Annotated in this window: 20 protein-coding genes; 2 read left to right on the top strand and 18 right to left on the bottom strand. The window is 38.7% G+C overall.

What is annotated here, in order from left to right:
- Positions 1 to 31: 31 nt before the first annotated feature.
- The 11 genes from IGI79_RS06395 to IGI79_RS06345 form a co-directional block, all read right to left on the bottom strand.
- Positions 32 to 1528 (bottom strand): helix-turn-helix domain-containing protein, encoded by a 1497-nt coding sequence (locus IGI79_RS06395; protein WP_065096434.1) that lies wholly within the window; start codon positions 1526 to 1528, stop codon positions 32 to 34.
- 540 nt (positions 1529 to 2068) lie between these two features.
- On the bottom strand, positions 2069 to 2644 hold the full coding sequence (locus IGI79_RS06390) for a hypothetical protein (protein ID WP_065096435.1): 576 nt from the start codon (positions 2642 to 2644) through the stop codon (positions 2069 to 2071).
- A gap of 473 nt (positions 2645 to 3117) precedes the next feature.
- On the bottom strand, positions 3118 to 3783 hold the full coding sequence (gene nth, locus IGI79_RS06385; RefSeq protein ID WP_010735562.1) for an endonuclease III: 666 nt from the start codon (positions 3781 to 3783) through the stop codon (positions 3118 to 3120).
- Between the two features lies 1 nt (position 3784).
- A complete protein-coding gene (locus tag IGI79_RS06380; RefSeq protein WP_010735563.1) occupies positions 3785 to 4489 on the bottom strand; it encodes a DnaD domain-containing protein in 705 nt (234 codons plus the stop codon).
- Between the two features lie 236 nt (positions 4490 to 4725).
- Positions 4726 to 5016, bottom strand: coding sequence for a DUF5960 family protein (locus tag IGI79_RS06375; RefSeq protein ID WP_023519579.1), 291 nt, complete (start codon positions 5014 to 5016; stop codon positions 4726 to 4728).
- Positions 5017 to 5276: 260 nt separating this feature from the next.
- The gene (locus IGI79_RS06370; protein ID WP_065096436.1) at positions 5277 to 6629 is read right to left on the bottom strand and encodes an NADH oxidase; all 1353 of its coding nucleotides are present in this window, start codon (positions 6627 to 6629) and stop codon (positions 5277 to 5279) included.
- A 372-nt stretch (positions 6630 to 7001) separates the two neighbouring features.
- Positions 7002 to 7427, bottom strand: coding sequence for a Fur family transcriptional regulator (locus tag IGI79_RS06365; protein WP_019724202.1), 426 nt, complete (start codon positions 7425 to 7427; stop codon positions 7002 to 7004).
- Positions 7428 to 7609: 182 nt separating this feature from the next.
- On the bottom strand, positions 7610 to 8536 hold the full coding sequence (cysK, locus tag IGI79_RS06360) for a cysteine synthase A (protein WP_010735567.1): 927 nt from the start codon (positions 8534 to 8536) through the stop codon (positions 7610 to 7612).
- A gap of 133 nt (positions 8537 to 8669) precedes the next feature.
- Positions 8670 to 9539, bottom strand: a complete 870-nt coding sequence (locus tag IGI79_RS06355; RefSeq protein WP_019724201.1) for a glucosaminidase domain-containing protein — start codon at positions 9537 to 9539, stop codon at positions 8670 to 8672.
- Between the two features lie 258 nt (positions 9540 to 9797).
- Positions 9798 to 11792 carry a transketolase gene (tkt, locus tag IGI79_RS06350; RefSeq protein ID WP_108144620.1) on the bottom strand — a complete coding sequence of 665 codons (1995 nt, stop codon included), beginning with the start codon at positions 11790 to 11792 and terminating at the stop codon, positions 9798 to 9800.
- A 98-nt stretch (positions 11793 to 11890) separates the two neighbouring features.
- Complete coding sequence (locus tag IGI79_RS06345; RefSeq protein ID WP_010735570.1) at positions 11891 to 12142, bottom strand: DUF896 family protein; 252 nt, start codon at positions 12140 to 12142, stop codon at positions 11891 to 11893.
- Positions 12143 to 12293: 151 nt separating this feature from the next.
- Here IGI79_RS06345 and lexA point away from each other — a divergent pair, with 151 nt between their 5' ends.
- Positions 12294 to 12917, top strand: coding sequence for a transcriptional repressor LexA (lexA, locus tag IGI79_RS06340; protein ID WP_010735571.1), 624 nt, complete (start codon positions 12294 to 12296; stop codon positions 12915 to 12917).
- 177 nt (positions 12918 to 13094) lie between these two features.
- On the top strand, positions 13095 to 13313 hold the full coding sequence (locus IGI79_RS06335) for a hypothetical protein (RefSeq protein WP_023519576.1): 219 nt from the start codon (positions 13095 to 13097) through the stop codon (positions 13311 to 13313).
- A 205-nt stretch (positions 13314 to 13518) separates the two neighbouring features.
- On the opposite strand, the gene IGI79_RS06330 is transcribed toward IGI79_RS06335, so the two are convergent.
- From IGI79_RS06330 to obgE, 7 genes are all read right to left on the bottom strand, one after another.
- Positions 13519 to 14031 (bottom strand): adenine phosphoribosyltransferase, encoded by a 513-nt coding sequence (locus tag IGI79_RS06330; protein WP_010735573.1) that lies wholly within the window; start codon positions 14029 to 14031, stop codon positions 13519 to 13521.
- 14 nt (positions 14032 to 14045) lie between these two features.
- Entirely contained in the window at positions 14046 to 16343 is a 2298-nt protein-coding gene (gene recJ, locus IGI79_RS06325; protein ID WP_195274480.1) for a single-stranded-DNA-specific exonuclease RecJ, read from the bottom strand.
- A gap of 234 nt (positions 16344 to 16577) precedes the next feature.
- The gene (locus IGI79_RS06320) at positions 16578 to 17012 is read right to left on the bottom strand and encodes a LapA family protein (RefSeq protein WP_023519574.1); all 435 of its coding nucleotides are present in this window, start codon (positions 17010 to 17012) and stop codon (positions 16578 to 16580) included.
- Between the two features lie 9 nt (positions 17013 to 17021).
- Positions 17022 to 17810, bottom strand: a complete 789-nt coding sequence (locus IGI79_RS06315) for an SDR family NAD(P)-dependent oxidoreductase (RefSeq protein ID WP_029594283.1) — start codon at positions 17808 to 17810, stop codon at positions 17022 to 17024.
- The gene (gene rnz / locus IGI79_RS06310) at positions 17807 to 18748 is read right to left on the bottom strand and encodes a ribonuclease Z (RefSeq protein WP_065095905.1); all 942 of its coding nucleotides are present in this window, start codon (positions 18746 to 18748) and stop codon (positions 17807 to 17809) included. The genes IGI79_RS06315 and rnz overlap by 4 nt, the downstream gene beginning before the upstream one ends.
- Before the next feature lie 151 nt (positions 18749 to 18899).
- Positions 18900 to 19487, bottom strand: a complete 588-nt coding sequence (locus IGI79_RS06305) for a hypothetical protein (RefSeq protein WP_023519572.1) — start codon at positions 19485 to 19487, stop codon at positions 18900 to 18902.
- A 264-nt stretch (positions 19488 to 19751) separates the two neighbouring features.
- Complete coding sequence (obgE, locus tag IGI79_RS06300) at positions 19752 to 21065, bottom strand: GTPase ObgE (protein WP_104776808.1); 1314 nt, start codon at positions 21063 to 21065, stop codon at positions 19752 to 19754.
- Between the last annotated feature and the right edge of the window lie 112 nt (positions 21066 to 21177).

The following is a 21177-nucleotide window of genomic DNA, read 5'->3' as shown; positions in this document are numbered from 1 at the left end:
GTATCTGATTATGTTATTTAGTCAACCGTTATCAAAATTTGTACGTATTGACGATAACTTTATTAAAATACGATCCCAGCCTTGTCCATGAATCCTTATCTGAGATATGCTTAAAATAAAATAAATCTTTATCCTCGTATCCATGGGTGTCCGAAATAACGATATCAGCATGATGATACGATTCTACGATTTTTATTCGTTTATTATTGTAGTAATTTGTAATAACGTTTTCGACTATATTTTTAGATTCTGGAAGGTTAAAAAATTCTACATAAACTTTATGTTCAGATTTAAGACTGTTGGAGACTAAGTTTCCTAAGATGACTTGCACAAAACTATTTTTGATGTGATTGTAAGAAGGTTCATTTTGGTAAGATTTTAAGTTTTTATCGATGCAACGCTCTATATAGGACCCATAACGATTTGTTGGTAGTGCATCATGATATATAGGCATAAATTTATATAATTCCAAATGATGGATAGTAACTAATTTGTTTGTCAAATAATAGAGTAATTGATAAAAAATCGTTTCTGGTATATGAAAGTAATCAATCATGCACGTGAGTAATTTTTTACACTTGGTGACGATTGAATTCTTCTTTAGCTCCCCTAGCTTTCTTCCTAGTTCTTCTTTTTCTTCTTTCTTATTTAAATCTTGTGCAAAATAGTTGGATAGAAAGGCGAAATGGATACATTCATTTCGTGAATTTGTTCCATCTATCATCTTTTTGACAGTCAGCTTTTCTAAACATGCATCCATCTCCTCCTTATAGACTGTTTCTCCTAGCTCCACGAGTTCTAAGGGTAGATCATGGATTTGGTATCCATTTTTCAAAGATATCAAACTGACCGCTAATAGATAGTTGATACGCTTTTTCCCAAGCGGAGATAAATTTTGGTAATGATCAAAGTTGATGGATAAGCGTAAGTTGGTTACTTCTTCTTGCGTAATCGTTTTGAACAACCAATAGTTTCCTTTTGAAATAACAGCGATACTTAAATAATGCAACATACGTATAGTAGACTCACTACCTGCTAACTCAATCAATGTTTCATTGATCTTCATCAATCGAATATCGATTTTTAATAATTGAAACAATTCTTTCAACTTTCCTAAAAGTTTGTATACATGTGATTCACTATAGATTAGATATTTTGCGATATCTGAAACACTGAATTTCCTTTTTTCCAACACATATAACAATGTCTGATACAAATTTGACTCTGCAAAATATCTTTCTTGAAAAATATTGATCAACTCGAGATATTCCGTATCTATTAGTTGTGGCACACAGCGCAATTCATCTTTATCTAGAATCAAAGAAGTGTGCGTTTTCTTTGAGAATCCACTTTCTTCATATTCTGTCATCAAATTTTGAAGTATCTTCCTTGCTTGTCTTTTTGTTAGATCCATTTCATCTTCCAGCTTTTTTATTGAGACTGCTCCATGTTTCATTTCTTTTAATACCTTCATTTGTAAAAATTGTGTTTTTGTAATGAATAATAATATTAATTTATCTGGCAGCATATTTGTTTTCTCCTCAATCTATAGTTGAAATGTAAAAATTCAAATAGTATAACATCACCTCAATCTTTCCCTGTCATTTTTAAATAGCAAAAATATTCTTACTATTCAGAAAACAAAAGATACTTGTTAATTTATAGTAATTATTTGACATGAGAACGGTGTAAACCTTCGTTCTCTTTTTAAAGATACCCTAAAATAACTATTATAAAAAAACAAGTACAATTTAATATTAGAATATTTCTGCATAAAATTCCAATAATTATATTCTTGAATTTATTTTATTCCAATAAATTTAAGAGAAATTTATTGATTTATTTGCATGCGATACCTAGCAAAAAAACTGAAGAACCAACGAGTTGCCTCGTTTGATCCTCCAGTTGCTTTACAAATATTGCTTAAAATCATTTCAGTTAGTGCTGATAATTTATTTCGATGATTCGTTTGACTATCCTACATTATGTATCAATCTTACATGGTGGAAGTGTTAAAAGATCAAGCAGGATAGTCAGTCATTTTGTTGATTTAGCCATATATCTTTTCTTATCCGAATGGCACACTTGAGTGATGTAACTGAATTTTTAAGTCGCCATCCTCATCCATGATATAACCAAATGTGTATTCAACTTTGACTTCTTCGTTGGTTTCCCCAGAAGTAAAATAGTATACACCTGAAGAAATCGCTGTATCACCGTTCAAGATCGTGTCGTGATTATCAAAGCGGATATCTGTCCAAGGCTCTAAGGCAAATCCACCATCTTCTGCGATGTCCCCACCAACAAAATAAGATAGTGCTTCATCTTTTGTTCCACGAAATGGTACTTCCGCAGCTTTCGTTGGTTTGAAGAGTACTTGACCATCATCGTAAGCATAAAGGTTTTCCAGTGTCTCAAGCGCTTTTTCTTCGGCTTTTTCGTCACTTTCCAAGCTAGCTTCACCAATAGCGATAATATTTTCTGCCCATTCTTGTTGCGCTTCTTCCACATCTGAAAGAGTAATGACTGGTGTTTCCACCTGTGATTCATTTGTTGTACTAGTTGTATCTTCTCCTTGGGCAGATGTAGCGCATCCAGCCATTGTTAAAACTAAAGTTGATAAAAGTAATGTTTTTTTAATCATATAATTCCTCCTCTATAATTAAATTCTAACAGAAAACTCTTTTATTTAAAACTAAAAATATAACATACTTAAAACAAAATAAATAAATTAAACGTGTTATAATTGCCTAATTATAACATGCATATTTCATAAAAACATCATAATAAAATAACTGTTTTATTTTATTATTCTAATAACGTTTTATTATTTATTTCGTCGAAATAATTCTCGTTTGTATCATTCAGCAAATTTGCTTGTAATGTTATAAACAATCATTTATTCTTTTTCTCTTATGCCTCTTTCTCAATATTTGTTTCTTTACAAAAAAAGGTGGGATTTTCCTCCGCTCACATATTCGAAAATCGAATAAATGGCGGGAATAAAAGTAACTAATTCAGAAATAAGGCACCATCCACAAAAAATTGGACGAACAATTTTCGTGGATGGTGCCTTATTGATCGAGGCTAAACACTTCTGTCATGACCTCTTCTTTCTTATTTTAAGTGTTTGTTTGCAGGATTTTTCATTCGCATTTTGCCATCCTGGCACATATCCAGTAAAGGACATACTTCACAGCGGGGACTTCTAGCAGTACAGTGATACCGTCCAAAGAAAATCAATGTATGATGCGTTTTTACCCATAAATTTTCCGGCACCTTTTTCATCAATGTTTGTTCAACTTCTTGTACTGACGCATCCAATTTACAGATTCTTAGTCGTTTCGTCACACGTTCTACGTGAGTATCAACTGCTATAGCTGGCACCCCAAATGCATCCCCAAGCACCACATTTGCTGTTTTTCTACCCACACCAGGTAATGAGACCAACTCTTCTCTTGTCTGAGGGACCTGTCCTTCAAAATGATCAATCAACTGTTGCGCACATGCTTTAATGTTTTTCGCTTTATTCCGATACAATCCAATTGTTTTTATTTTAGGAATGATCTCTTCTAGTGGGGCTTTAGCTAACGCCTCAGGAGTTGGAAAAGCCTGAAATAGAGCAGGTGTTGCCTTATTGACCGAAACATCTGTCGCTTGTGCACTTAAAATGACGGCAATCAATAATTCATAAGGATTCTTATGCTGTAATTCTCCATGTGCTTCTGGAAACATCTCATACATTTTCTCAAAAGCTTCCATTGTACGTTGTTTACCTAACATATTACTCCCATTCTTCCAGCCAATTCTTTAATGATACTTTTGGCAGCTCTTCTTGTTGGGCTGGCTGATCGATTTCTTTTTGAAGCAGTTGCTGCTTTCTGCGTTTTTGATCTTCTTCTACTTGCTGTTTGGTTTTTAAATTTTTCCGTTCCCAAGATAATAAGATACGGTCGATATAATTGAAACTATACGCTTGGTTCAATACAGCCTCCCGTAAAGCTAGTTTCAAAATCTCCGGATGATAATGGTCCTCTTCCAACCACTGTCCGATCCGTTGGAATTCAATAGAGGATAACGGACGTCCAAACTCTTGTTCAAATAATTGATAGACTGAACGTGTCGTTTTTTCTTGGACTTCTTCTTCTTGCTTTAGAGAGTCTTTTTCTAATAATCTTTCTAAATGCACATACGTTGGTGTCAAATCATAGCGATCCGCTTTACGTCCATCAATAAGTGTAGTTTCGATCGCTATGAAATGACCACTGACCAATCGATTCAAAATTTGAAAAACTTTTTCTTGCTTGACGCCCATATTCTGGGAAATATTCATCAGATCCGGGAATGAATCTCCTTCTGATTGTGCCATATGCAACTGTAATATAAATAAAAATTCATCTGCTTGTAAGCCGATACGATGATAATTTTTAAGCAAAAGATTGGAAACGATCGTTTGACCAGCTTTTAAATAGTTTTCTAAATTCAACATTATTATCCCTCTCTTTAAAATTAGTATACGTAAAAACAAGAATTGAAGCAAGAAAGGATTATTTGAATTTTTTTAAAATGTTTTAGTGGTTTTTATATTTAGTTTTCACTTTTCGGAATATATGTATGCTAGAAAAAAAGCTGCTTGTATTAGTATATGCTCTCCTCTATGAAAAGGTCTCATATCTAATCTACAAGCAGCTTAGAAAATGACGCTCACGCTCGATAGAACGTTTATTATTGTACTTCGTCATCCGTTCGTAGCTCGTATGGTTGTCCTTCATACGTATACTCTGTATTCAATGTTCCATCATTTTCATCGGTATAGATCCGTCGACTAAACGGGAATTGATGGTCCTCCCCATCTGTTGTCTCATCTCCAGATAAAACGAATTCTTCTGCTTGAGTTTCATTTAATTGATTGATCACTTCTTCTGCTAATGAATCGATATCGATCGTTTCATTCCCTGTCACTTTTTTGTAATCTTCAATAAAATTATCCTGTTGTACAAAATATTCTTTTTCCATAATGATCCTCCTCTAGTCCAACTCACTACATCTGCTTTGTTGGAAATTAATTACATCTATTATTTTGACAAAAAAAACAAAGGAAAACAACTAATTGCAACTGGTGAAGTCTGCAACAAACCATTCCTGTCTCGTGAGAAATAAAACAAAAAGTGTCAATAAAAAATTTTGACCTTTAAATAGCCAGTTGAGTTCCAAAAAAAAGAACCATCTGGATACAATATCGCATCCAGATGGCTCGTCTATGACACTTTGACCAATTATTGAGCTGTCTCGATTTCTCCTAGAGCTGCTTGTGCAAGAAGATTCAAGTAGTTCCAAGGACGGTCAAAATGAGGTTGGAAGAAGAAGTCAGAAAGAGCTAAGTCTTCAACAGTCATTTTATTTTGAACCGCTAATGACATCGTATTAGCAGATTGAGTGATGTCGTATTTAGACATGAATTGTGCGCCTACGATACGATTTGTTCCTTTTTCATATACTAATTCCATCATGACTTTTTCAGTCGTTGGCATGAATTCTGGACGATAGTTATCTTCAAATAGTGTTGCTTGGACATCCAAGTTATTCATTGGGGCACTTTCTGTTGTTACACCTGTGGAACCGATCGTCCAACCGAATAAGTACAAACCAGAAGTTCCTTGTGTTCCACGATAAGCCATTTTTTGATCTGTTAAATTGTTTCCTACTAACAATCCTTGACGGACCGCATTTGTTGCTAAAGGAATGTAGTTTTGCGTACCACTTGGGTTATAATTGACAACTGCTGAATCGCCCGCTGCAAAAATATCTGGATTGCTTGTTTGCATGTACTCATTTACTTTGATTGCGCCGTTTGGCAATGTTTCTACTTTACCTTCTACTAATTTTGTATTTGGTCTGAAACCAACACACAAAATAACCATATCCGCATCAAATGTTTGGCTAGCTGTAGTTACTTGTTTTACTTTACCATTCTCATCTGGAATGAACTCAGAAACGTTTTCACCTAAAGCTAAAGTAACGCCACGATCGACTAATTCTTTTTCTAACACATCCGTAAATGGTTTATCAAGATATTTATTCAAGATACGATCTAAACCATCGATCAATGTCACTTCTTTGCCAGACTCGACAAACGCTTCGACTAATTCGATCCCAATATAACCACCACCAACGATCACTACTTTCTTCGCTTCTTCTGCTTTAGCAATGATTTCGTTTGCTTGGTTATAGTTTTTACATAAAAGAATATTTTCAGATTCGATCCCTTTGATTGGCGGGATGATTGGCCATGAACCAGTAGTCATTACTAATTTGTCATAAGAAACTGTTTCAGTTTCGCCAGTTTTTAAATCTTTCGCTGTGACTTGTTTGTTTTCTGTGTCAACATCAGTGACATCATGTTCCATTTTCACTTTCGCTCCTAACGAAGCTAACTCTTCAGGGTTTGAATAGAACAAGCCTGCTGGGTCTTTCACGACGCCTCCAACATACAATGCGATCCCACAAGATAAAAATGAAACATTGTCGTTACGTTCATAAACTGTAACATCTGCTTCTGGGTTGTTTTTTAAGATGCTTTTTACTGCTGCTGTTCCTGCATGGGTACAGCCGATTACTACTACTTTCATGTGTGTCCCTCCGATAAACGATTTGTCCTTTGACAATTTTTACTATAGCAAAATTAAAACGTATCCAACAGTTTTATGCTTGTGAATTCACAAGTGCTTACTTATCATATTTTGCGCATTTTCTATTTAAAACGCTGATAAATAAACGTTCTTTTTGTGATGTTTTAAACTAACACCTCTAAGCTTGTGAATGAATACGAAATCGCATAAAAAATCGCATAAATATTTTCACCTTTTTAAAACTGTTAGTGTGTTTTCCTCTTAATTTCACAGGAGTAGGTATCCCATGTTTTTCTACACGTCACAAATGAAAGACAAAAAAACATCAACAAAGTCATTTGACCTTATCGATGTTTCAGATGTTCGCACGATTTATTTTTTGCAATTCGGACATAGCCCATATAATTCTAAACGATGATCATGGATTTCAAAATCAGTTAAGCGCCCCGCCGCCATTTCAATATCTTCTAGCCCAGGATAATGAAAATCGACGATCGTCTCGCAATTTTGGCAAATCACATGATAATGTCTTTGTGAACTAAAATCAAATCGGCTTGATGCATCACCATATTTCATTTCTTGAACAAAGCCGATCGATGTGAACAATCGTAAATTATTGTAAACTGTTGCAACACTCATATTAGGAAAGCGATGCTCAAGCGCCTTGTAGATTTCATCTGCAGTTGGATGCGAACGATGCTCAATCAGATACTCTAAAACTGCGTATCTTTGCGGCGTAATCCGAATATTTTCTTTTTTCAGCTGCTCGATCGCCGCTTCTACTTTTTTATTTTCCATATAAACAAAACCCCACCTTATTGTTCTTTTATTATCATACTATTTTTATTTTTTTAAATCTACATATTATGGAAAGAAAAAGAAAAGAATTTTATAATTTTGCCTATTTTATGCAAAAAAAGTGTAAAATAACGGATGTTTCACCATTATTTCACACTTTTTATTCAGATTTTCACGTAGACTTACATATCCTGATACAATGGAGTAGACAAATAACGTTCTCCGTTATCAGGAATAATCGCAAGAACTTTTTTTCCAGCACCTAGTTCTTTAGCTACATTAAGTGCAGCTTCAACTGCGGCTCCTCCTGAAACACCCACTAAGATCCCTTCTTCTTGCCCCATACGGCGAGCTGTGATCATTGCTTGCTCACTAGATACTGATAAGACTTGATCATATACATTCGTATCTAACGTATCCGGGACAAACCCTGTCCCGATGCCTTGGATTTTGTGTGGACCAGGTTCTTTTCCTTCTAAAACGGCAGATTCGGCTGGTTCAACCCCAACGATCTTAAGCGCTGGATTGATCCGTTTTAATTCGTGTCCCGCACCGGTGATCGTTCCACCAGTACCGATTCCTGCAACAAACGCATCCAACCCATTCACACCAAACGCCGCTTGGATTTCTGGACCAGTCGTTTTTTCATGAACTAATGGATTAGCTGGGTTTTCAAATTGCAGAGGCAAGAAATACCCATTTTCTTCAGCCAGACGTTTTGCTTCTTTGATTGAACCACTGATGCCTTCTGTCCCTGGAGTCAAAATTAGTTCTGCTCCGTAGCCCTTCATCAATAAGCGACGCTCGATACTCATCGTTTCAGGCATGACAAGTTTCACATGATATCCTTTGGCTACACCGACCATCGCTAAACCAATACCAGTGTTCCCTGAAGTTGGTTCAATGATTGTATCACCCGGTTTCAATATTCCATCATGTTCTGCTTTTTCAATCATATTTAAGGCAATACGGTCTTTCACGCTTCCACCTGGATTGAAGAATTCCAATTTAACAAAAACATCCGCAGCTCCTTCTGGAACCATCTTATTTAATCGAACGATAGGTGTTTTACCGATCAATTCTGTGATCGACTGATAAATCTGTGTCATGTTTTTTCCCCCTTCATTTGCTTCTCTATTAATCATAATACAAAAGAGGTACTTCTGCGAGTGATTCTTACTGGAGAAGCAAAAAATAGAGACATATCATTGGATATGCCTCTATTTTTAAGTTGATATAAAGTTAGACATTGATTTCTTGTCCAACCAATAATGAATAATTTGACATCGTCATGCCATTTTTTGCCATCAGATCATCGACGGACATACCAAATTTTTGAGCAATATCCCAAAGTGTATCTCCAGAGACGACAGTATAAGTTTGGTTACTACTTGTCGTAGTCGTTGTAGAGGTTGTCGTACTTGTCGTTGTGGTACTTGTCGTACTAGTTGTTGTTGAACCAGTTGATGGTGTATCAAAGCGAGTCAGATTATATGTGCTGATCAATTCATTTAATTTGTATGCGTAATTAGGATCTGTTGCATAACGTCCAGTTAAATAAGCTGTTGCATCATAATAGCTGGTTGTATTACTTTTCCATACACCTGAATAATGATAATCGCCTGTCGAAAAACTAGTAGAACGTAAAACATTCGCATGATCTTGGAATGATTCCCAATAAGATGAATAGCGACGGAAAGGTTCGTTCATCGTTACCCATTGACCATTCAAATATTCTTGCGTATTCATATATACCACAGATTGACCTGCGCTACCTTTGACTCCAAATAAGTTGTAATATGGTGCACTTGATAATCCAGATGTACCATACGCACTTTCAAGTAATGCTTGTGCAATCATGACAGATGCATATAAGTCATTGCTTGCTGCAACTTCAGAAGCAGCCCATCCGATTTGATTGATAAATGCTTGCGGATCGGCAGAAGATGCGACATCTAACTCATCCGCACGTACAGTTTGTGGTGTTGCTGTGACCAACATTGGCCCAACTAATAGGCTTGTCCCCACTAAAGGTGCAATGGCTTTTTTATTGATGGTCATTTTCCTTTTGGGCCTATGGTGTCGAGCGCTACGGGTTCTCAGCTCTTGCATTCAAATTCCTCCTCAAATGAAACAGTAAATAAAACTTCCTCTTAAACGAAACTTAATCATTTAAATTATACGTTTTATTTTATTGAAACTCAAACGAATCTTCAATTATTTACTTTTTGTAATCTTCACGTAATCAAAAAGTAACACAAAAGTAACGACAATTATCCCTTTTTACTAATTTGTACCTAAAAAAAATAGAAAATTGGAGGCTTGGAAAAAATCTCCAAGCACTCCAATCGAACTGCTTTCAGTATTTGTCTATAATTGATTGAAGACGTTGACTACATTATCTACTGTAAAACCAAATTCTTCAAGTATTTTGTTTCCAGGAGCAGAAGCACCAAAGTGATCGATCGTGATCGTTTGACCTTCGATTCCTACATAACGTTCCCATCCAAATGAAGCAGCCGCTTCAATCGCAACACGCTTCGTCACTGCTTTTGGCAAGACACTTTCTTGATATTCTGCAGATTGTTGTTCAAACAAATCAAAACTTGGCATTGAAACCACAGAGACATCTTTTCCTTGTTCCGCCAATACTTTTTGCGCTTTGACCGCTAGATCCACTTCTGAACCTGTCGCGATCAAGATTCCTTCTGGTTGTTCCCCTTTAGCTGGAGACAAGACATAGGCACCTTTTTTAACCATATCATCCGCCACTTCTTTTGTTGTTGGAAGAACTGGTAGATTTTGACGACTCAAGACTAAGATCGTTGGTGTATCTGTCGATTCCATCGCAACTTTCCACGCCGCACGAGTTTCGTTCCCGTCCGCCGGACGTAAGACATGGACACCTGGCATACTTCTAACCGAAGCCAATTGTTCCACTGGCTCATGCGTCGGACCATCTTCACCAACTGCCACAGAGTCATGGGTCAAGACGAAAATAACTGGCGTGTTTTGGATCGCTGCTAAACGCACAGCTGGTCGCAAGTAATCGACAAAGACAAAGAATGTTCCCCCATAGATCCGGGTACCACCATGCAATTGGATCCCGTTCATCGCTGATGCCATCGCAAACTCACGAACACCAAACCAAATGTTGCGGCCTTCATAGTGTTCAGGCGTGAAATCTTTGTCTGCTGTCACCATCGTATTGTTTGATCCAGATAGATCGGCAGAACCACCCCAGAAGCTTGGGATCGCTTTTGATAATTCTTGGATGACTTCTTTACTTGAGACACGACTCGCTTGGCTTTCACCTTCGTCGTACGTTGGAAGTTCGGCATCCCAATTCTCTGGTAACTTCCCAGCAAAAGCATCTTCGAATTGTTGCGCTAATTCTGGATACGCTGCTTTGTATGCTGCGAACAGCTCACGCCAAGCATTTTCAGCTTTTTCGCCTTCTTCAACCATCGTTTGACGGAAGCGTTCCGCCACTTCTTCTGGTACGGTAAAGTCAGGGTATTCCCAACCATAGATCTCTTTGGCTTTTTGAATGCCTTCTAAGCCAAGTGGTGCGCCGTGGACCGCAGAAGTACCTTGGTTTGGTGCACCAAATCCGATGACCGTTTTCACTTCGATCAATGTCGGTTTGTCTGTTTCGGCTTTCGCTTCTTCAATTGCTTTTGAGATGGCTTCTAAATCATTGCCGTCTTTGACCAAGATATGTTGCCAACCATAAGCTTCATAGCGTGCGCCAACATTTTCAGTGAAGGCTTTTGAGGTTGGTCCATCTAAAGAAATATCGTTTGAATCGTATAAAACGATTAATTTTCCTAATTTCATATGACCAGCCATCGAACTTGCTTCTTGAGATACGCCTTCCATCAGGTCGCCATCGCCACATAACGCATAGGTATAATGATCAACGACGTTGAATTGGTCTTTGTTGTAGGTCGCTGCTAGATGCGCTTCTGCCATTGCCATCCCCACAGCCATTGCGATCCCTTGTCCTAACGGACCAGTCGTTGCTTCGACGCCGTCCGTATGGTTGACCTCAGGGTGTCCTGGTGTTTTTGACTCCCATTGACGGAATTGTTTCAAGTCATCAATCGTCACTTGGTACCCTGCTAAGTGCAACAAGCTATACAACATCGCTGAACCATGTCCCGCTGATAAGACAAAACGGTCACGGTCTGCCCAGTTTTTAGAAGTTTTCGGATTCACTTTCAAGTGTTTCGTCCAAAGGGCATAAGCCATTGGCGCGGCACCCATTGGTAACCCCGGATGTCCTGAATTTGCTTTTTGTACTGCATCGACACTCAATGTACGGATCGTATTCACACCAAGCTGATCAATTTTATCAAACAATGTAACCCCTCCTGTAATTTAGGTTTTTTTTACCTATATTTCTACTTCTAATTTTATAGTATCTCCTCTGAAAAAGCAACGACTTTTAGTTTTTTTTACTAAAACTTGCTATTTCGGTCGTGGAGGCCTTTTTTCTTCTGGATTTCTTTCAATTTATCTGGTGTGACATCATTTCCATCGGGATCAACCACTTTCATCCCTTCAATATGATGTCTCATGCCAGAACGAAAGGCTGTCAGATATGCTTCTCGTAATTCCTTTTGCTCTTTGACTTCAGCTGGTGTCAATCCTTCTGCTTTTTTCTTTTTAGCTAACTGATTGATACGTTCGATTTTTTCAGGCGATAACACAACTATTCCTCCTCGCTTTTGCTTCTCCTACATCTTATATAAAAAACGAAAAAAAAACAACTACATCAATAGTCTTTAATGCGAACATTTGTTTGAAATCATGTATTTTCTATGGTACTATTTAGTTATCAAGTGAAAGAAGGTGTACCTTGTGGCCCGACAAACTGAAACAAGACAAATCGAAGTCTTACGATATATTCACGAACAAGTGACCCAAAAAGGCTATCCACCGACTGTCCGTGAGATCGGAGAAGCTGTTCAGCTTTCTTCCACATCGACAGTCCATGGTCATCTTGCCCGATTAGAGAAAAAAGGCTTTATTCAAAGAGACCCTACGAAACCACGTGCCATCGAATTGACGCAACAAGGATTATCGAAAATTGGGATTCGCCCAACGACGATCCCTGTTCTCGGCGTTGTTACTGCCGGAGAGCCGATACTAGCTGTCGAGGAAGCTTCTGACTTCTTTCCAGTCCCACCAAACCTTTCCTCAGAAGAAGGCAGTCTGTTCATGTTGACGATCCGAGGAGAAAGTATGATCAATGCTGGGATATTGGATGGCGATAATGTCATTGTCCGTAAACAAGAAACTGCACAAAATGGTGATATCGTGATTGCGATGACTGCAGAAGACGAAGCAACTTGCAAACGGTTCTATAAAGAAAGAGATCATTTTCGTTTGCAACCCGAGAATGATTTACTGGAACCGATCATTTTAGATGAGGTGTCGATCTTAGGTCGTGTCGTTGGTCTGTACCGTAGTCATATTTATTGATAAGAAAAGAAAATTCAGTTATTTATTTACGAGCTTGAGATCATGATCTCAAGCTCGTCTTTTCCTCTTTTAGTAGATATCTTTGTTCTTTTTGAACTTCCCTCTTTACAAACCGAACAAAAGTTCGTATAATAATGATACGAACTTTTGTTCGCATTCTATAAAGAGGTGAAAATCATGAAATCAATGAGACGTTTTGGTTTAGTATTGATCGTTTTGTTTTTAGGTATTATTATTGGTAATTTTGGTCTACGTACAGCGCTGTTGGTTTTTGTTCCTTTGTTTACATTGTGGTTTATGTTGTGGGATGAAAAAAAATACCGTCAATCACAACGTCGTCAATCCCATGAAGACTCCTTCTATCACGAAACCTATTACAGCTCCAGGCACTCGTAAAAGTAAATAAGATCGCTTCTATGAAAATTCCGTCCAAGCAAACGATGATCGCTCGTTTGCTTTTTTTTAACGACAAACTGACTACCTACTCCTTGCACATATTTGTTCTATCAATAAATTGAGGCTACTCATCCAACGAAAATCCCCTTCCGCAAACGATTCATCCGTTTGTGGAAGGGGGTTTTCTGTTCAATATTTTATTTGATTAATACTCCATCAAAGTAATCATGTCGTAGCCTTCGATTTTGTCACGACCATGCAAGTCCATCAACTCGATCAAAAAGGCACAACCCACAACAACTCCGCCAAGCTCTTCGATCAATTCGATCGTTGCTTTGATCGTTCCACCTGTTGCTAATAAGTCATCACAGATCAAGACTCTTTGTCCTGGTTGGATTGCATCTTTGTGCAGCGTCAAGGTATCTGTCCCGTATTCAAGTCCGTAAGTCACTTCGATCGTTTCACGAGGTAATTTTCCTTTTTTACGAACAGGAGCAAAGCCCACGCCTAATTCGTAAGCCACTGGACACCCTACGATAAATCCACGTGCTTCTGGTCCAACGACCATATCGATACGTTTTTCTTTCGCATAATCAACGATTTGCTTCGTTGCTTCACGATAAGCATCTCCATCAGCCATCAATGGCGAGATATCTCTAAATATAATTCCTTTGGACGGATAGTCAGGAATACTGGCAATATAATTTTTTAAATCCACTTTATTGTTTCCTCCTAGGTTGTTAACCATTTTTTTATTGTGGGAATGTCACTTAATAGTAAGAATTCCTCTGATTTGATTTTTTTCAATCGCTCCTGATAGCGGTCACTTGCAGTCAATGGATGACTCGCCGGATCTGCGACTTTCTCCAAAACACCATTGTTTATTGTAACAAACTTCAACTCAAAAAACACCTGTATCATAAAAATTAATAATTTTTGTGGAATTTTTAAATAGTTGGCCATTGCACCTAATTTATGTCGGATATCGATCCGTTCTTGCGCATGGATCAATTTGAAGAGTCGAGCATATTGTTCTCTTGTTCCTACACCGTTCAAGTATGCTTCATCAACAGAAATACCTAAAAAGTAAACTCGGCTAAAGGACCCAAATGATAAGATCTCTTTCAAGTCGGTCAAATCGGTTGGACAATCGATCACGACTAATGCGTTTGGGTCATTTTCCTGAATCCATGATTGAATCATTTCTTTATCTGTCCAATGAATGATGTGTTTTTGTATCGACTTATTTAGTTCTTTGATCGATGCTTCATCAAAAGCTAAATAAATCGGATGTTCGATTTCATTTGCTAGCGTTCGGTAACGTTTTGCTCGCCAATCAAACACTTGCAATCCTTCTACTGCAAAGTCGGAAACCATCAGCTGTGGTTTTTTGCGTCCATTCCACTCATTGATCGATAACTGTCCTACAATATCAAGTGAATCATCTACAAATTCGTTTTCTTGTGGGCCAAAACCAAACGCGACAGCATCTAATTGACTATCTTCATCCACTAAAGAAAGCTTCAAGTGCTGTTGGTTCGAACCGATTCGTTTTACATTTTGGACAGCAACCTGTTTGAATAAAAAGTTAGGTACAGGATTATCTGTTCCGAATGGTGCCAGTGATTTCAATGTAGCGATTTGTTCGACCGTCACATCTTTTGGCGAGACGACCTCATCGATCGTCAACGCAGGACCCTTGGACAAGTCGATTTTCTTTTCTTCTATATAGGCATTCATCCGTTCTTGTAATTGGGGGATATTTTCCGCTGGCATCGTTAAACCGACTGCTGCGTGATGGCCACCAAAAAATGTAAACAATTCACGCATCTCATTCAGCATATCGAAAAGATTCAACGCTTCGATACTTCGACCTGATCCTTTTGCAACGGACTGGTCTTTGATGCCAAGCACGATTGTTGGTTTGCCTGTTTGATTCATGATTTTTCCTGCGACGATCCCTAGTACCCCTTCATGCCAACCTGGATGTGCTAATAAATGGATCTGGTTCTCTTCATTGATCATCGCTAATGCTTCTGAGGTGATTTGCTCAACGATTGCTTTACGTTCTTCATTGACCGTTTGTAACTGCTCGGCTAATGTCTGAGCTTGACTTTCGTCGAATGTGGCTAGTAATTCAACCGCTGGATTAGGGTCTCCCATCCGACCGATGGCATTCAAGCGCGGGGCAATCGAAAAACCGATCATCGTTTCATCCGCTTCATTCGCACGTACACTACTTTTCGCAAACAGTGCCTGTAAGCCTACTCGCTCGGTATGACGAATTGCCTCTAAGCCTAACGCCACTAGCGTCCGATTCTCATCAGTCATAGAGACAAGGTCAGCGATTGTGCCAATTGCGACTAAATCTAAAAATTCTGCTGGTGGTTCTTCCAACAAAGCGGTCGCTACTTTAAATGCGACACCGACACCTGCTAATTCTCCAAAAGGATAATTGCCTTGTGGATGGCGGGGATGGATGATTGCATAAGCCGTCGGTAATTCACTAGGCAACTCATGATGATCTGTCACGATCACATCTACTCCCTGCTGTTGTGCATAAGCAATTGCTTCATGCCCAGCTACCCCATTATCGACAGTCACGATCAGTTGGGTACCTGCGGCTATTTTCTCTTGATAAACGGTTAGATTAGGTCCATACCCATGTTCAAATCGATTAGGTAAAAAGACTTCCACTTGGGCACCAAGCAATTCTAACGTTTCTTTCATGACGGTCGCACTGGTGATGCCATCTGCATCATAATCTCCGTAAACTAAGATTTGTTCACCATTGATCACGGCTTCTTGGATACGGCTGATTGCCTTGTCCATATCAAACATCAAATATGGATCATGCAACTTTTGCTCTTTTGGATGTAAAAACCGATGGATACTTTCTTCCTCTCGGTATCCTCTTTGCCATAGCAATTGCCCGATCAGAGGAGACAATCCTTGTTGTTTGATTATTTGGATAAAAGATTCAGAAGGTGTTGTTTCATTGACCTTCCAATCAAAATTTGCTCGTCTCACATACTCACCCCTAACTTAGTCATTATAGCAAACGTCTTCTCTAAAAAAAAGAATTTCAGAAGATTAGATTCTGACATCACTAACTTAAATAAACCAAAGTAGACAAAACAGATTCGTTTGCCTACTTTGGTTGCCTTTTAGAAATTGAGTAATAAATCCTCTATTTGATTTTTGATACAGTGATTTCTACCACTTTATTCTATTTACTTTCAAAAAAACATCAGCTATCCATGATCAATCAAAGTAATTGACGCTTTGCTTTGGTGTTTGAGAAGGTGATTCAGAAGGTGTTTGCATTTGTTCGATCTGTATTTGCTTTGCTTGTAATTCTGCTTGATAGGCCGCTTCAAGTTCCGCACGTTCATTTCGAAATTGTCTTTGTTGTTCTTCTGTCGCCTCTTCGATTTTCTTTTGGATATCTGCTTGGTTCTCTGCTAATTCTTTTGTTAATTGTTTTAATTGTTTCTTTTGTTGCCATAGTGTCGTAAAGGCTGTTAAAAATACAATCAATGCACCAATCAATGCTGAACCAATGATCACTAGAATCAATGGCGCATTAAAAGAAGCAAAGCCAAAGCTTACAGGAACATTTTGATTGTTCAATACAGCGAACACGACAATGACAAGTACAAGTAAAAAACCAACGATCACACTACCTTGCTTTTTCATTTACTTCACCTACTTTTTATTAAAAATTCCACCTGCAAAATAATCCCCAATGGTTGGGAAAAGTGCATAAAATTTAGACGCGATTTCTAACAATACCGGTTGATTGATCTCACGTTTCGGATGTTTCATCGCTCGCACGATCGTTTGCGCCAATTTAGTTGAATCCAAAACTAAGTGACCGACTTTTTCCAAATAGCTACCACTTGGATCAGCCTTATCAAAAAATTCCGTTTCGATTGGTCCGGGATTTACCGTAGTGACCGCGACTCCTAGTGGCTTCAACTCTAAACGTAACGCATTTGAAAAGCCCAAAACAGCAAATTTTGTAGCGGAATAGATCGTAGATTTAGCTGTCGCCATTTTTCCTGCCATGGATGCCACATTGATGATATGTCCTTGGCGTCTTTCTGCCATATCGATCGCAAATTTTTGTGTCAATACCATCATCCCCAAGACATTGACTTCGAACATATCGTAGGCTTTTCCTAAGTCAAAGGATAAGAAATCCTCAAAGATACCAAATCCAGCATTATTGACTAAGATATCAACACGACCGACCTCAGTCATCACCTTGTCGTACAATTCATCTACGCTGTCAGGATTACTAACATCTAGTTGAAACGCGTATGCTGGTTTTCCACTTAGTTCTTGACAAACCGCCTTCACTTCGCCGATTTGTTGGATTCTTCTTGCACATGTGACAACGATTGCTCCTTGTTTTGCTGCTTCATAACAGATTTGTGCACCTAAACCACCAGAGCCACCAGTGACTAAAACGACTTTATTTTCTAAATTCAACTTTTTTCCTCCTCTTGAAACGGAACATCCACAACCTCAAAATCTTTCATGACTTTTGTATTTGGAAAGATTTCTTGTGCTTCTTGTTCAAGTTCTTGTGTTGCTTTTCCTAGATATCTCGCACTGATATGGGTCAGTAATAATCTTTGGACATTTGCTTCTTTTGCCACTTCTGCGGCTTGATGAGTCGTTGAATGGAAATAATTATGGGCCATTCTCGCCTCGTTTTTATTAAACGTACTTTCATGCACCAAGACATCTGCGTTTTTTGCTAATATAACAGAATTGGTCGTTTTTCGAGTATCTCCTAAAATGGTCACGATTCGGCCTTTTTTATCTGGACCGACAAAATCACGTCCATTGATGAGCTGGCCATTGTCTAATTGGACCGTCTCCCCTTTTTTTAGTTTTCCATAGATGGGACCAGCTGGAATATTCAGTTCTTTAAGCTTATCCACTTGTAATTCGCCTTTGTGATCATGCTCAACGATCCGATATCCGTAGCTTTCGATGCCATGGCTTAATTTTTTTGCATACACAGAAAAGTGTGCGTCTTCAAAAATAGCTTGATCTTCTGATAAATCAATAAAAACAAGGGGGTAGCCTAATTTTGTTTGAGAAATCGTCAGCGCATTGCGTACAAATGCTTCCGTTCCTTTAGGGCCATAGATTTCTAATGGTGTTTCGCCCCCCTGAAAAGAGCGACTACTGATTAAACCTGGCAAACCAAAAATATGATCCCCATGGAGATGAGTGATAAATATTTTTTCTATTTTTCTTGGACGGATATTTGTTCGTAGAATCTGCATTTGCGTGCCTTCCCCACAATCAAACAACCAAATCTCATTTCGCTCGTCCAAAAGTTTCAATGCGATACTTGAGACATTTCGATGTTTAGCAGGAACCCCTGCGCCTGTACCTAAAAATTCTAGTTCCATAATTTACCTAACTTTCTATTCATTCTTATTAATTCTAGGGTAAAATCAGCCGACAATCAACTGAAATTCGCAGGATTATTTTTAGAAGACTGTCCCTATAAATGAAAAGAGTGAATAAGTACCACTATTCTTACATCCATTCTTTTTATCGTTATTCAGAAGGCGTAGTATCCTCTGAGCTATCGGTTGGCTTTTTGTGCTTTTCATCCCAATTTTTCTGCGCTGTTTCTTTTGCATGTTTTTCTACCTCAGTTGCATCATGAACGTCTTGTTCTACTTCTTCATAATCCAATCGAGTGATTTCTCCACCTAATTCCATCATCACAAGTTGATTCAATGGTCGGTTGTCCTCTTCTTCTGCGATCAAGATCAGACCGGTTGCGCCTTCACCGATCTTATTACCGACAAAATCAAACACCGTTTGTGCATCTTTGATTTCCTTCGCATCTTGGCTGGCACCGATCATTCCGCCTGCAAACCATCCTAGTAAGATCCCTAATGGGCCACCTAAAACGCCAACTAGCATCCCGATCAGACCACCTTTAGAGGATTTATTATTGCCAGTAAAATCTAAAAAGTCTTCAATTTTGAATTGATGGGCGCCATTAGATTGATGGCTGATGACCGCCATTTGTTCGCCTTTGATCGCTCTCGTCATGTGAAGCTTCTTGATTTCGGAAAATGCTTGGTAAGCTTGACTTTCTAACTCAAAATTCAATATGATCACTCGTTTGCTCATGGAGATCGCCTCTTTCTCATTTTCTTTTAGTGTACCTTGGAATAAACAAAAATAAAAGGGAAAACCTTTAAAAAATAACGCAGTATACAAAAAAAGGAGTATGACATTCGTCAACTCCTAAAATCTGATAAACGTTTTAAAAAAACTACTCCTAAGAGAGTAAGCCAAAACTTGAAAAAATGAACGATTATTTTCTCAAATTTCGCCTTACTACTTGGAGCTGAACGACTACCTAGTCACCTAGATATGTGGTGTACCAAAAAATTATTCGACAAATTCAAACTCAAACTCACCAATGCGGACCAAGTCACCATCTTTTGCACCTCTAGCACGCAAGGCTTCATCGACACCCATCCCACGTAATTGGCGAGCAAAACGCATCACCGTTTCATCGTGGTCAAAGTTAGTCATTTGGAATAACTTCTCGATCTTCTCACCTGACAATACCCATGTCGCATCTGGTTCACGATCGATCGTAAATTCAGGACCTTCTGGATTGAAACCATAGTGCACAGTTTCTTCTTCGATCTCTTCCTCGTATAATGGGAATTCTGGTGTTACTTCTAATAGATCAGCTGTCGCATTCAGTAACGCATCCAGTCCTTTACGAGTCACACCGGAGATTGGGAATACCGGCAGGTCATCGGCAAATTCATCTTCTTTGTTTTTATTTAATTGTTCTTTGAATTTCACTAGATTTTCTTCTGCATCTGGCATATCCATTTTATTTGCTACAATGATCTGTGGACGCTCTAACAAGCGCAGGTTATGAGAAGACAACTCATGGTTGATCGCCAAGTAATCTTCATAAGGATCGCGCCCTTCCATTCCACTCATATCAATGACATGCAAAATGACACGAGTACGCTCGATATGACGCAAAAATTGTGTGCCTAATCCGACGCCTTGTGAAGCTCCTTCGATCAGTCCTGGAAGATCCGCCGCTGCAAAACTACGTCCGTCACTTGTAGTGACCATTCCTAGATTTGGCACAAGGGTAGTAAAATGATACGCACCGATTTTTGGTCTTGCCGAAGAGATCACAGAAAGCAAGGTCGATTTCCCAACCGAAGGAAAACCTACGAGACCTACGTCTGCTAGTACTTTTAATTCTAATTCGATTTTACGTTCTTGGCCGGGTTCGCCGTTTTCAGCAATTTCCGGGGCAGGGTTTCTTGGAGAAGCAAAACGGATATTTCCGCGACCGCCGCGGCCACCTTTTGCTACTACCAATGTCTGACCATCTTCGATCAAATCTCCTAAGAGTGCCCCTGTTTCTGCATCACGTACAGTTGTTCCTTGAGGGACTTTGACATACGTATCATCAGAACCACGTCCATGCATCCCTTTACTCATGCCATTTTCACCGGGCTGAGCCTTAAAGTGACGGTTGAAACGGAAGTCCATCAACGTGCGTAAGCCTTCATCAACGACTAAGATCACATCGCCTCCTTGACCGCCATCACCACCAGCCGGTCCTCCATCAGGTACATATTTTTCTCTACGAAACGCAACCATCCCGTCTCCGCCTTTACCAGCCTTCACGTCGATTGTTACTTGATCTAAAAACATGGACATATTATCGTCCTCCTATTTCCTTTTATCTATTCTAACTATACTGACTACCTGAATTTCCACAATAAACACAAGTCCTGTCTATTTTATCGGTGAATGGCCCGTTTGTCCATCA

Source organism: Enterococcus sp. AZ084, assembly GCF_051714905.1.
GTDB classification, from domain to species: domain Bacteria; phylum Bacillota; class Bacilli; order Lactobacillales; family Enterococcaceae; genus Enterococcus_B; species Enterococcus_B pernyi.
This window is presented reverse-complemented; position numbering and strand designations above follow the sequence as displayed.

Coding starts and splice junctions, on each gene's coding strand:
- IGI79_RS06395 (WP_065096434.1), bottom strand. CDS start 1,528: ATGCTGCCAGATAAATTAATATTATTATTCATTACAAAAACACAATTT.
- IGI79_RS06390 (WP_065096435.1), bottom strand. CDS start 2,644: ATGATTAAAAAAACATTACTTTTATCAACTTTAGTTTTAACAATGGCT.
- nth (WP_010735562.1), bottom strand. CDS start 3,783: ATGTTAGGTAAACAACGTACAATGGAAGCTTTTGAGAAAATGTATGAG.
- IGI79_RS06380 (WP_010735563.1), bottom strand. CDS start 4,489: ATGTTGAATTTAGAAAACTATTTAAAAGCTGGTCAAACGATCGTTTCC.
- IGI79_RS06375 (WP_023519579.1), bottom strand. CDS start 5,016: ATGGAAAAAGAATATTTTGTACAACAGGATAATTTTATTGAAGATTAC.
- IGI79_RS06370 (WP_065096436.1), bottom strand. CDS start 6,629: ATGAAAGTAGTAGTAATCGGCTGTACCCATGCAGGAACAGCAGCAGTA.
- IGI79_RS06365 (WP_019724202.1), bottom strand. CDS start 7,427: ATGGAAAATAAAAAAGTAGAAGCGGCGATCGAGCAGCTGAAAAAAGAA.
- cysK (WP_010735567.1), bottom strand. CDS start 8,536: ATGACACAGATTTATCAGTCGATCACAGAATTGATCGGTAAAACACCT.
- IGI79_RS06355 (WP_019724201.1), bottom strand. CDS start 9,539: ATGCAAGAGCTGAGAACCCGTAGCGCTCGACACCATAGGCCCAAAAGG.
- IGI79_RS06335 (WP_023519576.1), top strand. CDS start 13,095: ATGAAATCAATGAGACGTTTTGGTTTAGTATTGATCGTTTTGTTTTTA.
- IGI79_RS06320 (WP_023519574.1), bottom strand. CDS start 17,012: ATGAAAAAGCAAGGTAGTGTGATCGTTGGTTTTTTACTTGTACTTGTC.
- rnz (WP_065095905.1), bottom strand. CDS start 18,748: ATGGAACTAGAATTTTTAGGTACAGGCGCAGGGGTTCCTGCTAAACAT.
- IGI79_RS06305 (WP_023519572.1), bottom strand. CDS start 19,487: ATGAGCAAACGAGTGATCATATTGAATTTTGAGTTAGAAAGTCAAGCT.
- obgE (WP_104776808.1), bottom strand. CDS start 21,065: ATGTCCATGTTTTTAGATCAAGTAACAATCGACGTGAAGGCTGGTAAA.